Source organism: Mycobacteroides franklinii (genome assembly GCF_002013895.1).
GTDB classification, from domain to species: domain Bacteria; phylum Actinomycetota; class Actinomycetes; order Mycobacteriales; family Mycobacteriaceae; genus Mycobacterium; species Mycobacterium franklinii.
The window spans coordinates 49,897-64,745 of the sequence record NZ_MAFQ01000006.1 but is presented as its reverse complement, the minus strand read 5'-3'; the positions used below and the strand labels follow the sequence as shown (position 1 = coordinate 64,745).

Below are 14,849 nucleotides of genomic sequence, written 5' to 3'. Positions count from 1 at the left end.
TGCTAACGGTTCTCTTCGTCGGCACGTAACTCCGCCTGCGTTCCACGGTGACTGTGCAGGCCGTGGTCGCTACCTGCGCGGCGCGCGCAAATCATAGCGCTATGCAACAGTTGCTAGGAGGTAGGGTAATGCCCGCTGTGGTCGCCGTAGATTCGGAAGGGAAGTCAGTGTGACCGTTGACGACGTCGATCGTGATGAATCGCTTGATGCGCTCGCGGATTCACTGCTGGTGGCTTCGCGGTTGCTCTTGGCGGTCTCCGCGCGGTCGATCGCCCAGGTTGACGAGACCATCACGTTTCCTCAGTTCCGCACGCTGGTGATCTTGTTCAACGAGGGGCCAGTCAACTTGGCAACGCTGGCGCAGTTACTGGGGGTACAACCGTCGACCACTGGGCGGATGGTGGATCGATTGGTGGGCGCGGGCTTGATCAATCGTCATCCACATCCGCGGTCACGCCGGGAATTGGTGGCCGAACTGACCGCTCATGGTGAGGGCGTGGTGCGGGAGGTCATGGCCCAGCGCCGCGCCGAGATCGCCCGGATCGCCGCTCGGATGCCGGCACGGGAACGTCGTGGCCTGGTACGCGCCTTGGACGCGTTCACCACGGCCGGCGGCGAGTCCGCCGGGCCCGCAGACCTGTAGGAACCCGATGCGTCATTACTGTGGGCAGCTGTCGTTGATTCACGGGTGGCTGCCGATCGTCGTCCAGCTCGGCACGGCAGCGGTGCTGTTCTATGCGGTGCGTGGGCCGCGCCGGCGGATCCGCATCCTTCCTGGACTGGCCCTCGGCGCGGTACTGACATGCGCCGCGTATTGGTATCTGGACTCGCTCGGTGTCGCGGGCGATCCGGCACCGCCCTGGTTGTGGCTGTGGATCGCGGGTATCGGGCTGGCCGCCGGGCTGACGTTGGTGGACTGGCGTAGCGCTCGATGGCGGCGGCGAGTGTTGAACGTCGTCGCGGTGCCACTGTGTGTGGTGTGTGCCGGACTGTCCATGAATGCGTGGATCGGTTACCTGCCCACGGCGCATTCGGCCTGGGCGCGGCTCACGCAGGCTCCGGTACCTGGGCAGGTCGATCGCGGCACCATCCTGGCCATGCAGATCGCCGGTGTGCAGCCGCCCGCGGGTGTCATTACGCCGGTGGCGATTCCGGCCGATGCGTCAGGTTTCCGGCACCGGACCGAACTGGTGTATCTGCCGCCCGCATGGTTTGGCCGCAACCCCGCGCCGCGGCTTCCCGCTGTGTTGATGATCGGATCGGCACTGAACACCCCGGCGGACTGGGTGTGGGCCGGTCATGCCGCACAGGCCGCCGACGACTTCGCCGCACAACACGACGGGTTCGCGCCGGTACTGGTATTCGCCGATGCCACAGGGGCATTCAATAATGACACCGAATGCGTCAATGGTAAACGCGGGAATGCCGCTGATCATCTCGTCAAAGATGTTGTGCCGTACATGGTGTCCAACTTCCGGGTGAGCGATGACAGGAGCCACTGGGGTGTCGCGGGCTGGTCGATGGGAGGTACCTGCGCCCTGGACTTGACGGTCGTGCACCCAGAGACCTTCAGCGCCTTCGTTGACATTGCCGGAGATGCCAGCCCCAATACCGGCGATCGAACACACACGATTGCCACCTTGTTCGGTGGTGACGCAGACGCGTGGTCGCGATTTGATCCGGCGACGGTGATCAGCCACCACGGTCGGTACGGCTCGGTCGCCGGATGGTTCGACATCCCCGGCGGCAGGGGGCACCGGCTGCTGACGGCCGCCGGGATCGGGTCGGTGAGCGACAGTCCGCACGACGGTCTTGCGAACCCCGAAGGGCAGGATGTCGCGGCCAATTCGCTCTGTGGGCTGGCCAGTGCACACGGTATTCGTTGCGCGGTTTCGTCGCAGCCCGGGCGACATGACTGGCCGTTCGCCGCGCAGGCGTTCGATGCCGCATTGCCCTGGTTGGCAGGCCGTCTTGGTGTGCCCCAGACACCACGGATTCCATTGCCCGGCTTGACGGCGGAGCTGAGCACGCCCGCAGCGACCGCCGTCCGGGCAGCGGGTAGGTAGTGGTGCCCGATCACCCAAACGGGCAGGTACCGGTGGGCCGCTCCGGAGCGGCAAAGCTGTCGAGACGATAGCCGTGATAGAAGTTGGCCAGGCGCTCGTTGCGTCGCGTCAACGAGCGGGCAAGTTTGTCGTACTTGCGTTGCGCGGTGCGTGAGCCGTCGAGCCCCGAGCGGGCCTCGGTGAGGCGAATGTTGTTATACAGCATGGGTTCTACGAGTATTCGTTCCGGCGCGACGCGCCATACCAACTGCAGTAGCCGGGTATACAACGCGAACTCCAGCTGGTGCCGGGGCTTGAGCTCGAACCCGATCATCTCGCGTATCTCCGGGTGCATCGCCTTGGCTGAGCAGACCTGAATCACCCGGCCGGCGATCGGGCGAATCGCCAGCCAAAGGGGCAACAGGGCCGGGCGAACCGCGGCGGGCAGCAGCAGTGTGGGCAGTGGCAGCCGCATCAAACCGGCGAACTGGTCACGTAGAAAACCATTGGACTGCAACCTGTTTTCCACCATGTCGTCGTAGTAGTCGACGAATGCGGAATATGTCGGCGGGAATTTCCCTTTGGCGCTAGGCAATTCGAGGTCACTGAGCAGGTACCGCTGATACTGATATGCGGCCTCCTTCTCGATCGGGGTCAAGGTGTATCCCGTGCAGTGCGGAAAGGACTCCATAGTGGCGTTGATGGCGCTGGCGGCGATCCATATCCAGAGCTCGGGATCCAATGCGCTGTAACGAATTCCCTCATATTCGCCGACTCCGGTACCCCGCACCGCGCGGTGTTGCTCTTTGAGCCACCGCGCGGTGTCGGCTCGTTGCTCGCGGTCGCCGGCGAAGACTGATATCGCGCTTAGCGCGCTTCGGATGCCGCGGTCAGTGAAGTTCTCCCGAAACCGCCCCGACCGGTCCACGGAAGCGGCCACCGGCACCAAGGCCACCTCGTCGAACAACACTCCGCCGAAGACGCCGACGAGGGGGCTGCCCAGGTGCTTGCGGAACTCGGCCATGACGCGCGGGCGGGCCCCGTCTACGCGTAGGAGGGCAAGGCCGTCCTCCTGGGGATCTGTATCCAGTTCACCGTCGTGTTCGGTGTCGAGCGGCAGTACATGCGTCATTGCATCCTCCGTCAATGTTAGGAACTGAGCTTGAATCTAACATTGCAACATCGGGTTGGGAAGTACCGCTGCGTGAGAGACTGAGCTGTGTCTGCAGATCCGGATCCGACCGGCGAGCGCATCCTCGATGCCGCGCTGCAGGCCATGCTCAGCTTCGGTATTCGTCGGGCGACGGTCGACGAGATCGCACGGCGCGCGGGTGTATCGCATATGACGGTGTATCGCCGCTGGTCCAACAAGACGGAACTTGTCCTCGCCGTCCTCATGCGTGAGGCGCAGACGATGTTCTCTGCCATCGACCGGGAAATCTCCGCGCTGGACAGCCCCGAGGACAAGCTCGTGGCGGGCTTCACCGGGATTTATTGGTATGTGCACACGCATCCCCTGATGCAGCGCGCGGTGGAGACGGATCCAGAGTCGGTGCTACCGATCATGACGACCGGAGCGGGCCCCGCCTTGGATATGGCGACAACGTATCTGGCGGGTCACGTGAGTCGCAGCGCCGGTGATCTTGTTGATGACTCGTACGGGGTTGCCGAAGTGTTTGTGCGCCTGACACATTCGCTGATCCTTGCGCCTAGCCCGCGGCGAGAGCTCGCCACCAGGGAAGATGCCGAGCAGTACGCTCGCCGGTACATCTTGCCCATCGCGCGGGCCCTGGTCCCGGAGCCCAGCACGGCGGTCCGTTAGCGGCACGCCGGTCACTATGCGTGCTTTTGGCCGGTGGGCGACCAGGCCAAGTAATCTTGTGCATTGACCATGGTCGGGGAGATACGACTAGACATTGGGGGTAGTGGATGGATCCGGATATCGGAGCGGGCTCGCCGGCGTCCGAGGACTCGTCTGACGCCGCGGATACCGCGCCGCTACCAGTTCTCAATGCGCTTCCCGGCATGTTGTCCGAACCCGGTCCGTTCGCTCCGTCGGAGCAGGACTTCGGCCAGCCTCCGTTCCTTGAGCAGCAGGCAACTCCCGATCTGTACGCGGGCAGCCACGGGGTACCGCCGTCCGCGCCGTATATGCAGTGGCCCAGCCACGATCTCTTCGGTGATGCCGCGCCGATCTCGCAGCCGGTGAAGTCGCCGCCCACGGTCGACTTCTCATCGTGGGAAGACAAGCCCGAAAGAAGCAAGCGGCCGTTGATGATTGGCGGTGCTGTACTTGCCGCAGTGGTAGTCGTCGGCGGCGTTGTCGCAGTCTTTGCGAGCCGGGGCGGAGACGACACTCCCGCGGAGCCCACAGCGGCCCCGCCGACGACCACGGTGTCCAGCAGGGACGCCGATGCGGAGACCCGCTTGCTTTCCATGCTCCCGACGGGATACGCGGCCGCCGCGTGCAAGGCCGTTGAACCCGCCAATGAGGCAGTCGCGCAAATAAAATGCGGACGAAGCGAAGACCCGGACGGCCCCCTAGAGGCGAGCTACTCACTGGTCAAAGACAAGTCCGCGCTCGCCGCCGGATTGAGCCGCCTGACGAAACGTAATGCGGTGGTGGTGTGCCCCGGCCGGATCCAGTCGCCGGGACCGTGGCGTCGCAACGCCACGCCTGATCAGGTCAGCGGCACGGTGTTCTGTGGCTCCAACCAGGGCCACCCGGTGGTCGCGTGGACCGACGAGGACCGACTTCTACTCAGCGAGACGCGCTCGGGTGCGAGCGGTCCGACTCTGGACCAGCTGTACGCCTGGTGGTCGTCGCACTCATAACAAAAACCGCCGGCCGCGCAAGGCGGCCGGCGGTCAATGCCGAAAAACGACTATCTAGCCCTCGGTGGGAACGGGAGTTCCCTGGCTGCCTGCTGCGCGCTGTCCGTGCGGGATGCTGTCGGACGCGGGCACGGCGGGCACGCCGGGTACAGCCGCCACCGGCGGGGTGACGGTCTGCGGGGCGGCACCCTCGACAGCGGGAACTCCCGGCGCCGGCGATGCGGGAGCCGGGGATGCGGGCGCGGGCGTTGCGGGGGCCGGCGAAGCGGGCACCGCGGTGTTGTTCAGCGGCGTACCCTCGGCGCCCGGTACCGGGGTGGCCGGTGTCGGGGTCGCGGTCACCGGTGCCACCGTCGGGGTCGGAGTCGTCGCGGGCTGCTGCTCGTCCACCGGGGTGCCCTGGCTGCCTGCGGGCAGCGGGGTGCCCTGGCTGCGGGCGGGAACGGCGGCCGGCGTCGGGGTGGCGGTGGGTGCGGTGCTGGTGGCCGGCGCGGGGTTGGTGCCGTGCGACTGGCTGGAACCACCCGACCGCTGCGCGGGAGCGGCGGCCGGAGCGGCCTTCCAGGTGAGCAGATCCTCGTCGCCGGAGGTGTAGGTCACCGTCTCCGGGTTGGCGCCGGTCACGTCGAAGTAGATCTTGCCGGTGGTCTTCTCACCTTGCGAGAGGGTGCCCGGGTTGACGCCCTGCTCGGTGGCGACGCCGTACAGCACGCGGTAGGTCTCGCCGTCCTTGGCCTTGGCGTTGAAGTTGGCGACGATCGGGATGACGCTGCCCTGAACGGCTTCGTCGGTGGCGGTGGCTTCCCACAGCGTGCCCTTGGGCTGGTACGGCAGCTGGTCAGCGCTAACCTTGAGGTCGCTGATGGTCCACGCCTGCACGACATCGCCGTTGGTCAAGCGACCCTGCTGGCCGAGTGTGGTGTCGGCGCCGGCGGTGGGCATGAGGGCCAGTCCCGCGGCGGCCGCGGCGGCCACCACCGCGGCGGTGATAGGCACATTGATCTTCACGATGTGGTTCTCCTTGACGTCCGAATTGCTCCCCCCAGCGGGGACGGTCTGTCGGTAAAAATAACAGGTCTGGGTGCACCATCGTCGCCCGAAGTACACGATTGCCATACGGTTAAGACCATGACGGTTGATTCCACCGGTCACCAGGGGGCCGCGCCGGAGCCAGACGATTGGCCACCCGACGCACGCATGTTCACCATCCGTGCTGCGGCGGACGATGCCGCGGCTAGCTTGGCTGCCGAACTGCCCATTACCGCAACAGAACTCGGCATGTTGGACGGTGATGCCAACCATCCGGTGCAATTCTGCAGTGTGCTGTTGGAACCCCCGGTCAAACACCGATTCGACGCCGCTGATGCCGCCCGATATGAACGTGAGTACTGCGATCGGGACGATGACGGTGAGTTTTTCATGGTGCATGTCGCGCTGCTGGGTCCCCGGCGCCCCGGGGTGTCCCTTGCGCCCGGTGCCCGTGACGTCCTCGTCGACGTCGCCTATGTCGTCGATCTGTCGCTCGAAGAGGACGGAGTGCTCAACCCGGCCAAGGTCGACTGGGCGGGTGGGGCAATCGTCGATGTTGCGGGGCAGGCAGCTGTCGAGCAAGTAGCCCCGGGGCCGGTGGATCAGCCGGCAGCTGCAGAGCCCGCGCCTCCCGCCGTCCCGTCTGCGGCAGCACCGGCGCCGGAGCCAGGGAGCCCGGGCAGCTCGGAGTGGATCCGTGAGCAGGTCGATGTGCGCATCGCGGTGCTGAGCCGGCTCGCGGGGGAAGTGGCAATCTCAGAGGTACCCGTACCGACCGAGCTGGCCAAGGGCGAGCGGCACTCCAACACCGCTCCGCAGTATGTACTCGACGGAGCACAGTTCTGGTACCACACACGTGATCCGAAAAAGGGTTTCATGTGGAAGACCACGACCAATCCGAACGAGCTCATTTACTGGTGCATCGACGACGTGGCCAGGGGATTGGCGTGGCGGTGGACGCAGCAGGCGGCCACTTATAAGACGATGCCCCCGGCGATGGCGCAACGCACGTTGTGGGCGCCGTACTGGCAGCTGCTGATGAATGCGCTCGACACCAAATGGGGTGCCATCACGGGCCGTAACATCCGCGGGCTGCTGTGAGCGATCACCAGCGGTAGTCGAGAAACTTCCCGTCGAAGGTCAGGACCACGCGGTCGCCGTCGGGGTCCGGGCGGCGCGTGACATCGATCTTGAAGTTGATCGCGCTCATGATGCCGTCGCCGAACTCCTCATGGATGGCTTCCTTGATCGCGGGCCCGTAGACGCTCAATGCCTCGTAAAGCCGGTAGATCGTCGGGTCAGCGGGTGCGCCGCCGTCCAGTGTGCCGCGGTACGGCTGCGCGCGTAGTGCGCTGGTGACTTGCGGCCCCAGATCGAGAAGCGCGGCGACCTTTGCGGCTTTGGCCTCGGGCACCGGATGTTGGCCCAACAGTGCGGCGATGGTCCAAATCAGCGGTGAATCAATCGCTTCCGCGATGTCCTGCCACGTCAGGTTCTTCTCGACGCGGCGCGCGGTGATCAGTTCGGCGGCTTCTTCCTTGGTCATGACGTCAGACAAACAGACGCCTACCTTGGCCGCAAATCAAGCGCTAACTAGCGCTGCCACAAGCCCTTCTGTGCATCGCGCTGGTAATAGTTCATCGAGTTCTCACCACTGGCTGTCCAGAGCATGGCCACGGTGACGAGGACTATCGCGATGAGTACGCCTGAGTCTGTCCACATGATGACCTCCTTGGTATATCGATCGGTCTACTAGCATTGCAGCACGTAGACCGATCGGTGTACAGAGGTATGTGTCGGACGTCACAAAGGGTGCGGTCCGTTACTCCGTGTCCAGTGCTCCGGCGGCCAGCGCGGCGGCGTTTACCCTGGTCAACACCTTGTGGAGGCTCTCGAGTTCGGCGAGGCTCACGCCCAGACGTTCCACCACTGCGGCGGGGACCTTGAGCGCCTTTCGGCGCAGTGCGGCGCCCTGTTTGGTCAGGGTGACATGCGTGGTGCGCTCGTCGGCGGTGCTGCGTGGGCGAGTGATGAGCCCCAGCATCTCGAGTCGCTTGAGCATGGGCGAGATGGTTGCCGAGTCGGTTTGCAGTAGCGCAGCTATTTGCTTGACGGACAAGGCTTCTCGGTATTCCTCGCTGCCGCTCTTGGCGTGATCCCAGAGCGCGAGCATCACGAGATACTGCGGGTGGGTGATCCCGAGGGGTGCGAGCAGCGGTCGGTACACCGCCAGTACCGCGCGATTGGTCACGGCCAGCGCGAAGCACACCTGCCGTTCCAGGGCCAACGGGTCCACCTCGGGCGAGACTGCGGTCATTCTCACTGTCCTTGCTATTAGTTAGTGCACTAATTATTAGTCTACAATCTAGTTATGGCCGCCGACCGTCCGAATCTCCTCCAGTACGTCGCCTACTGCTACGGGCGGCGTCTTCCTGATTCGATGAAGGACTGGGTCGCCAAGGATTTGGCGGGCAAGGGGGCTGTGCGGCGGCACATCCTGCGCTGCGCGATTCCGCCGTTGTTCATCCTCGCGCCGTTCTGGCTACTGCCGGCCTCGCTCTATGTGCACATGGAAATGACCGTGCCCATCTACGTGTGGGTGCTGATCATGGCCCATGCCCTCAACAAGGTGTGGCGGCGTCACCGGCTCGTGCAACATGATCTGGATCCTGGCCTGGTGGATGTGCTCAAGCGTCAGAAGGACGCGTGGATCCACGAGGACTACGCGCGGAGGTTCGGGCCGCGCAGCGGTGACGGCCATTCCAGCAGTGGCCCCATCTAACGGCGCGGTACTTCGAAGATGCTGGTGCGCTGAGTAATTGCTCTGGTGATCAAAAGTCGCCGACTACCGCCGCCTCGGAGTTCATCCGGGCGGTGAGAGTCGGCGACGCTGGGCTGTTAGTCCCAGTGCTTCCAGTGGCCCTTACCGCGCCAGCCGTTGTTGCCATGCCAGCCCCGGTCCCAATCACGGTCCCAGCCGGAGTCGGCGCACACGGTAACTCGGGGGTAGGTATCTACCGAGCCGCAAATGTCGGGATCGGCCTTTGCCGGGGTTGCGGAGGCGATACCGCCCATGAACAAACCGCTAGCAACGACTCCCATTGCCAGCCCAAATCGACTGGCCGAGGGCAGGATTCGTTTCATGATTCACAGCCTACTCCCAGGTGAATTTAGTTCGCAAGGGTAAGGACAATCAGAACCACGTTCAGTGCCGAAATCAGCGCGGCGATGATCCAGCCCAGCAACGCCGTTATCCGATGGTTGACGTCGGTACCCATCAGTTGACGGTCGCTGGTCAATCGGATCAGCGGTATGAGGGCGAACGGGATGCCGAAGGAGAGCACTACCTGCGACATCACGAGGGCCCAGGTGGGGTCGATGCCGGCCGCGAGGATTGCCAGCGCGGGCAGCAGCGTGATCAGCCGTCGCGTGATGATCGGGACAGACCGGCGCAGCAGTCCTTGCATGATCATCGCGCCGGCGTAGGCGCCGACCGAGGACGATGCGAGTCCGGATGCCAGCAGGCCGATCGCGAACAACAGCGCCACGGTGGGCCCGAGGCTGTCGCGGACCGCGGCGTGAGCACCCTCGATAGTGTCGACACCATCGCGCCCCCGCAGATTTGTGGCGGCCACCAGCAGCATTGCCATGTTGACGGCTCCGGCGAACACCATCGCCAGGCTCACGTCCCAGCGGGTGATGCGCAGGAGCCTGCGGCGTGGTTCGCCCTCTTCCGGTCGCCCGTGCCGGTCCAGGGCCAGGCCCGAATGCAGATATACGGCGTGCGGCATGACGGTGGCGCCCAGCATTGCCGTCGCCAATAACAGGCTCTCGGTGCCCTGGAAGCGTGGGATGAGGCCGCCGACGGTATTGGCCAGCGGCGGAGGTTCCACTACGACACTGGCCAGGAAGCCGATCGCGATGATGGCCAGCAGGCCGGAGATCACATACTCGAAGGAGCGCTGGCCACGGCGATCCTGCACGGTCAGTAGCACCATCGAGACGATTCCGGTGATGACACCGCCGAGGAGCAGCGGCAAGTTGAACAGAAGGTTCAGTGCGATGGCGCCGCCGACGACTTCGGCCAGATCCGTTGCAATGGCGACCAATTCGGCCTGTAGCCAAAATGCCAGCCGGGCCGGGCGTGACATACGACCGCCGATCGCCTCTGGTAGCGATTGCCCGGTGACGAGGCCTAGTTTCGCCGAGAGGTACTGCACGATTCCGGCCATCGCGTTGGCGGTGATGATGACCCACACCAGCAGGAAGCCGTACTTGGCGCCGGCGCTGACGTTCGAGGCGACGTTTCCGGGGTCGACATAGGCGATGGCTGCGACGAAGGCGGGCCCGAGGAGGTAGAGCCCGCGTGATGATCGCGCCTGCTTCTGCCGCTCCAGCACGCAGACCTCCTATTTCAAGCACTCCGAATAGAAAAGTTAGAGTACCCGAAACTTTAGGGCGAGGCGAGGCCGACCGTAGGCGGCGGCATTCGGCGACTAGTTGGTGCTGGCCTTCTCCGCCTGGCGTTTCTTGACGCTAGCCTCGAGTTTGGCCAGCAGATCCGACACATCGGTGGCGTCGAGCTCGGTGGGTGCCTCTTCCTTGGTGAACGCCTCGTCCCCTTCGAGCTTGGCCTCCACCATCTCCAGCAGCTGCGATTGATAGGTGTCGTTGTATCGACTCGGATCGAAATCGTCGGCCATCGACTCCACGACTTGTCCGGCCATCGACAGTTCCGCCGGTTTGATCTTCACTTCCTGATCAAGCACCGGGAAGTCGGGTTCACGAATCTCGTCGGGCCACAGCAGGGTGTGGATGATCATCACCTGGCGCGAGCCAAAGTCCTTGACCCGCAGTGCCGCGAGCCGTGTCTTGTTGCGCAACGCGAAATGCACGATCGCCACCCGATCGGTCTGTGCGAGTGTTTGTGCCAGCAGCACATACGATTTCGAGGACTTACTGTCAGGCTCCAGGTAGTAGCTCTTGTCGTACATCAGCGGGTCGAGCTCGGCGGCAGGAATGAATTCCAACACCTCGATCTCACGGCTGGACTCAGCGGGCAGGCTCGCCAGATCCTCGTCGGTGATGACGACGGTGCGGCCGTCCTCGGCCTCGTAGGCCTTGTTGATATCCCGGAATTCGACGACCTCCCCGCATTCCTCGCAGGTGCGTTTGTAGCGGATCCGGCCGTTGTCCTTGTTATGGACCTGATGGAACTTGAGGTCGTGGTCCTCGGTCGCGCTGTATACCTTGACAGGGACGTTCACCAGCCCGAAGGCGAGGGAGCCCTTCCAGATGGAACGCATATCCCCAGTATGGCCCACCGGAGCCGCGGAGTCGGCGACATCCGGCTCGGGGTCGACTGCGGTTGTCCGCTTGTCCAATGCGGAAAAAGTGCTGTACCCGGCTACGGGGACCGCTCCGGCCACTACCAAAGCGGACGTCTTCGGCTACTACACCGCAATCGCGCCGTACATGTTGCCGCATGTCGCGGGCCGGCCGGTCACCCGCAAGCGGTGGCCCAATGGCGTTGACCAGCCGTCCTTCTTCGAGAAGGACCTGGCTTCGTCGGCTCCGGACTGGCTCCCGCGGCGGCGCATCGAGCACAAGTCCCGCTATGTCACCTACCCGCTGATCGACACGTCTGTTGCGCTGGCATGGATCGCGCAGCAGGCGGCACTTGAGGTGCATGTGCCGCAGTGGCGATTCGTGGGCGACGAGCCGCTTGCGCGAAGAGCAGATGGTGGCGAAAACCCCGGCCCGGCAACTCGATTGGTTTTCGACCTGGATCCCGGTGAGGGTGTGACCATGCCGCAACTGGCTCGGGTCGCCCGGGCCGTGCGCGATGTGCTCGCCGATATCGGTCTGACGACGTTTCCCTTGACCAGCGGGAGCAAGGGCCTGCACCTGTATGTGCCGCTGGGGCAACCGGTCAGCTCATCCGGTGCGGTGGCGGTGGCGAAGAAGGTCGCTGTTCAGCTGGAGCAGGCGATGCCGGATTTGGTGACCGCGACGATGACCCGACAGTTGCGCGCGGGCAAGGTGTTCGTGGACTGGAGTCAGAACAGCGGCTCCAAGACGACGGTAGCCCCGTACTCGCTACGTGGCCGTGAAACGCCGACCGTTGCCGCGCCGCGTACCTGGGAGGAGCTTGATGATCCCGGGCTGCGTCAGCTGCGGTACACCGAGGTGCTGGCGCGGGCCGAGCGTGACGGCGATCTGCTGGCAGGTCTCGACGACGTGGCGATCATCGAGGACAGGTTGTCCACATACCGCAGCATGCGCGATCCCGCACGTACCCCGGAACCCGTGCCTGCCGTCAAACCGGAAGCCGGGCAAAATAATTCGTTCGTGATCCAGGAGCATCACGCCACCGCGCTGCACTATGACTTCCGGCTGGAGCGTGATGGTGTGCTGGTCTCATGGGCGGTGCCCAAGAATCTGCCGATGGAACCGTCGGTCAATCACCTTGCGGTGCACACCGAGGATCACCCGCTGGAATACGGGGGCTTCGAAGGCGTCATCCCGAAGGGTGAGTACGGGGCCGGGGAGGTGACCATCTGGGACTCGGGCACCTACGACACCGAGAAGTTCATCGATCCGCGTGACGATTCTGGAGCCGAAGGCGAGCAAAAAGGGGAGGTCATCGTCACTCTGCACGGCGGGCGAATCACGGGACGGTACGCGCTGATTCGAACCAATGGCAAGCAATGGCTGGCGCACCGGATGAAGGATCAGCGATCTCCCGTAGCCGAGCGCCAGATGCCCGCCGGCCTCGCGCCGATGCTGCCGACCACCGGCTCGGTGGCGGGCCTGGATGCCGATGAATGGGCGTTCGAAGGTAAGTGGGACGGCTACCGGCTCATCCTGGAGTGCGACCACGGGCAGCTGAGAGCACTGGCGCGCAGCGGGCGCGACGTGACCGCCGAATTCCCGGCCTTGCAGCGACTTGCCCACGAACTGGCCGAACACCGCGTGGTGCTCGACGGCGAGGTGGTGGTGCTGGATCCGCAGGGCCTGCCCAGCTTTTCGCTGCTGCAGAACAGGACACCGAGCGCCGATATCCGATTCTGGGCATTCGATCTGTTATACCTGGACGGAAAATCATTGCTGCGCACTAAGTATCGTGACCGACGCCGCCTGCTCGAGGTACTGGGATCCGGCACCGAATCGATGACCGTCCCGGACCAGCTGAGCGGCGATGGGGTGGCGGCCCTTGCGCATTCGCACGATCAAGGCTGGGAAGGGGTCGTCGCGAAGAGGAGGGATTCCCCATATATTCCGGGCCGAACGCAGTCCTGGATCAAGGCAAAGAACTGGAGCGGTCAAGAGGTCGTCATCGGCGGCTGGCGTAAGGGCCAGGGTGGGCGTAGCAGTGGAATCGGGGCCCTGCTCATGGGAATACCGGACGAGAGTGGGCTGCGTTACGCGGGCCGGGTGGGTACCGGGTTCACCGAGAAGGAGCTGGCCTCGCTCAAGGAGCGACTGGAACCCCTGCACCGCGAGGAATCACCTTTTAGTGCACCGTTGTCCGCGGTCGAGGCCAGGGACGTGCAGTTTGTCGAGCCGGTTCTGGTCGGCGAGGTCCGCTACGGTGACCGCACACCTGGTGGAATTCTGAAGCACTCCAGCTGGCGCGGTCTGCGCCCCGACAAGTCAGTTCGCGACGTCGAGCTCGAGCTCGATCTCGGGTAGCGGGTACGGCGGCGCACCGACACCCGCGACCGAAAAGTGGCCCCACGGGGTCTGCTCGGTGATGCGCCCCTGTGCGCTGGTATCGCCCACGGCAATGGTGACCTGGGTGCCGCCCTTGAGCTCCCCGCCCTCCGGCTTGGCGTAAATCGTTCCCTGCCAGTGGAACTTGCCGTCCAGCGGGTTGAAGAAACCGATGAGACGTATCCGGGACTCGACGGAGAACTCGCCCGCGGTGATGACGGCGGTGCCGTCGAAGACGTCGTCGTCTTCTGCGTTGTTCCTGCCGGGCTCGCTCACGCGACGAATCCTGTCCTGCGCCACATGCGGCGGGACAGCCGGCCCATGAGACCGGTGTCTTCCAGGAATTTGTACAGCGGCGCGAAACCGGTCTGCGAGGCTTCCTGGAAGGCCGGATTGCTGCGGGCCAGCCGCGTGGTCGCGCGGCCGGGAAGCCCGACCGCTTCGTACATCTTCTTGTTGGTCAGGAGGTACCGGAAGATGGGTCCACCCAGGCCGTTGGTGAGGCGCAGGATGACCTTGACGCGTCTGGGGGTGCGGTCCAGCCGCTGCCGAATACCGTCACGTGCGAACTGAATGTGCCGGGCTTCTTCGGTGACATGAATCCGCATGAGCCGCTGCACAAGTGGCTGTAGTTCCGGGTCGTCCATGATCTCGCGCTGCAGTGCGTCGAAGATCTCCTCGCCGATGAGCGCGGCCACCCACAGCACAGGGCCCTTGAGTGCCAGCGGCAGCAGATTGGCCATCGCGCGTTGGTGCCAGGGCATCCGGTACGCGGGCAGGCCCGTCTTCTCGATGGCCTTGGCGAACATCGTCATGTGCCGTGTCTCATCACCGATTTCGGCGAGTGAGTACAACGTCTCGCTGCTGATGGGATTGGCGTGCATCATCACCCGCAACAGGCCCTGGTTGAGCATGTTCTCGAACCAGATACCGGTGGAGAGCAGGTTGACCATCTCGTGCCGCGACAGCTCGATCTGTTCGGCGCGCGACATGTTGTTCCACACGTCGGTGCCGTATAGCGAGATGACCTTGGGTGGTAGGTAGTACTTGTCCGGATCCAACGGCGCGTCCCAGTCCAGATCCACGATCGGCTGGTAGGAGCGCCGCACCGTGCCCTTGAGGAGTCGGTCGGAGTATTCCTCCCGATTTGGGGTGCGAGCGGGGCCGTTGTTCAGGGTAGCCGTCACCGTCGACAGTCCTTTCCGTTAAGATGTTAAACGTAAA

17 protein-coding genes are annotated in these 14,849 nt (G+C 64.2%); 7 read left to right on the top strand and 10 right to left on the bottom strand.

Annotated features, from left to right (window positions below; translation table 11 throughout):
* Window positions 1–169: 169 nt before the first annotated feature.
* On the top strand, window positions 170–643 hold the full coding sequence (locus B4393_RS10160) for a MarR family winged helix-turn-helix transcriptional regulator (RefSeq protein WP_070936484.1): 474 nt from the start codon (window positions 170–172) through the stop codon (window positions 641–643).
* A 7-nt stretch (window positions 644–650) separates the two neighbouring features.
* Window positions 651–2,066 carry an alpha/beta hydrolase gene (locus tag B4393_RS10155; RefSeq protein ID WP_078334063.1) on the top strand — a complete coding sequence of 472 codons (1,416 nt, stop codon included), beginning with the start codon at window positions 651–653 and terminating at the stop codon, window positions 2,064–2,066.
* A 10-nt stretch (window positions 2,067–2,076) separates the two neighbouring features.
* Here the strand turns inward: B4393_RS10155 and B4393_RS10150 are convergent, their stop codons facing one another.
* A complete protein-coding gene (locus B4393_RS10150; protein WP_078334062.1) occupies window positions 2,077–3,177 on the bottom strand; it encodes an oxygenase MpaB family protein in 1,101 nt (366 codons plus the stop codon).
* An 87-nt stretch (window positions 3,178–3,264) separates the two neighbouring features.
* Between B4393_RS10150 and B4393_RS10145 the strand changes: the two genes are divergently transcribed.
* Window positions 3,265–3,867, top strand: coding sequence for a TetR/AcrR family transcriptional regulator (locus B4393_RS10145; RefSeq protein WP_078334061.1), 603 nt, complete (start codon window positions 3,265–3,267; stop codon window positions 3,865–3,867).
* A 107-nt stretch (window positions 3,868–3,974) separates the two neighbouring features.
* A complete protein-coding gene (locus tag B4393_RS10140; RefSeq protein ID WP_078334060.1) occupies window positions 3,975–4,880 on the top strand; it encodes a hypothetical protein in 906 nt (301 codons plus the stop codon).
* A 54-nt stretch (window positions 4,881–4,934) separates the two neighbouring features.
* Here the strand turns inward: B4393_RS10140 and B4393_RS10135 are convergent, their stop codons facing one another.
* Window positions 4,935–5,888 carry an MPT63 family protein gene (locus B4393_RS10135; protein WP_078334415.1) on the bottom strand — a complete coding sequence of 318 codons (954 nt, stop codon included), beginning with the start codon at window positions 5,886–5,888 and terminating at the stop codon, window positions 4,935–4,937.
* 120 nt (window positions 5,889–6,008) lie between these two features.
* On the opposite strand from B4393_RS10135, the gene B4393_RS10130 reads away from it, so the two are divergent.
* Entirely contained in the window at window positions 6,009–7,010 is a 1,002-nt protein-coding gene (locus B4393_RS10130; RefSeq protein WP_078334059.1) for an immunity 63 family protein, read from the top strand.
* A gap of 4 nt (window positions 7,011–7,014) precedes the next feature.
* Here B4393_RS10130 and cynS read toward each other — a convergent pair whose 3' ends face one another.
* The 3 genes from cynS to B4393_RS10120 form a co-directional block, all read right to left on the bottom strand.
* The gene (gene cynS, locus B4393_RS10125; RefSeq protein ID WP_078334058.1) at window positions 7,015–7,455 is read right to left on the bottom strand and encodes a cyanase; all 441 of its coding nucleotides are present in this window, start codon (window positions 7,453–7,455) and stop codon (window positions 7,015–7,017) included.
* 47 nt (window positions 7,456–7,502) lie between these two features.
* The gene (locus tag B4393_RS28285; protein WP_269085930.1) at window positions 7,503–7,631 is read right to left on the bottom strand and encodes a hypothetical protein; all 129 of its coding nucleotides are present in this window, start codon (window positions 7,629–7,631) and stop codon (window positions 7,503–7,505) included.
* A 100-nt stretch (window positions 7,632–7,731) separates the two neighbouring features.
* Window positions 7,732–8,226 carry a MarR family winged helix-turn-helix transcriptional regulator gene (locus tag B4393_RS10120; protein ID WP_078334057.1) on the bottom strand — a complete coding sequence of 165 codons (495 nt, stop codon included), beginning with the start codon at window positions 8,224–8,226 and terminating at the stop codon, window positions 7,732–7,734.
* Window positions 8,227–8,280: 54 nt separating this feature from the next.
* Between B4393_RS10120 and B4393_RS10115 the strand changes: the two genes are divergently transcribed.
* Window positions 8,281–8,691, top strand: a complete 411-nt coding sequence (locus tag B4393_RS10115; protein WP_078334056.1) for a DUF5313 domain-containing protein — start codon at window positions 8,281–8,283, stop codon at window positions 8,689–8,691.
* 116 nt (window positions 8,692–8,807) lie between these two features.
* On the opposite strand, the gene B4393_RS10110 is transcribed toward B4393_RS10115, so the two are convergent.
* The 3 genes from B4393_RS10110 to ku all read right to left on the bottom strand — a co-directional run bounded on the left by B4393_RS10110 (window position 8,808) and on the right by ku (window position 11,215).
* Window positions 8,808–8,990: a hypothetical protein gene (locus tag B4393_RS10110; RefSeq protein ID WP_078334414.1), complete on the bottom strand. Its 183-nt coding sequence runs from the start codon at window positions 8,988–8,990 to the stop codon at window positions 8,808–8,810.
* A gap of 89 nt (window positions 8,991–9,079) precedes the next feature.
* A complete protein-coding gene (locus tag B4393_RS10105; protein ID WP_078334055.1) occupies window positions 9,080–10,309 on the bottom strand; it encodes an Nramp family divalent metal transporter in 1,230 nt (409 codons plus the stop codon).
* A gap of 96 nt (window positions 10,310–10,405) precedes the next feature.
* Window positions 10,406–11,215, bottom strand: a complete 810-nt coding sequence (ku, locus tag B4393_RS10100; protein ID WP_078334413.1) for a non-homologous end joining protein Ku — start codon at window positions 11,213–11,215, stop codon at window positions 10,406–10,408.
* On the opposite strand from ku, the gene B4393_RS10095 reads away from it, so the two are divergent.
* On the top strand, window positions 11,205–13,604 hold the full coding sequence (locus tag B4393_RS10095) for an ATP-dependent DNA ligase (protein ID WP_078334054.1): 2,400 nt from the start codon (window positions 11,205–11,207) through the stop codon (window positions 13,602–13,604). The two genes, ku and B4393_RS10095, sit on opposite strands and share 11 nt — an antisense overlap.
* Here B4393_RS10095 and B4393_RS10090 read toward each other — a convergent pair.
* Window positions 13,566–13,901, bottom strand: coding sequence for a DUF4873 domain-containing protein (locus tag B4393_RS10090; RefSeq protein ID WP_078334053.1), 336 nt, complete (start codon window positions 13,899–13,901; stop codon window positions 13,566–13,568). The two genes, B4393_RS10095 and B4393_RS10090, sit on opposite strands and share 39 nt — an antisense overlap.
* Window positions 13,898–14,812, bottom strand: coding sequence for an AurF N-oxygenase family protein (locus tag B4393_RS10085; RefSeq protein ID WP_078334052.1), 915 nt, complete (start codon window positions 14,810–14,812; stop codon window positions 13,898–13,900). Before B4393_RS10085 ends, B4393_RS10090 begins: the two co-directional genes overlap by 4 nt.
* Between the last annotated feature and the right edge of the window lie 37 nt (window positions 14,813–14,849).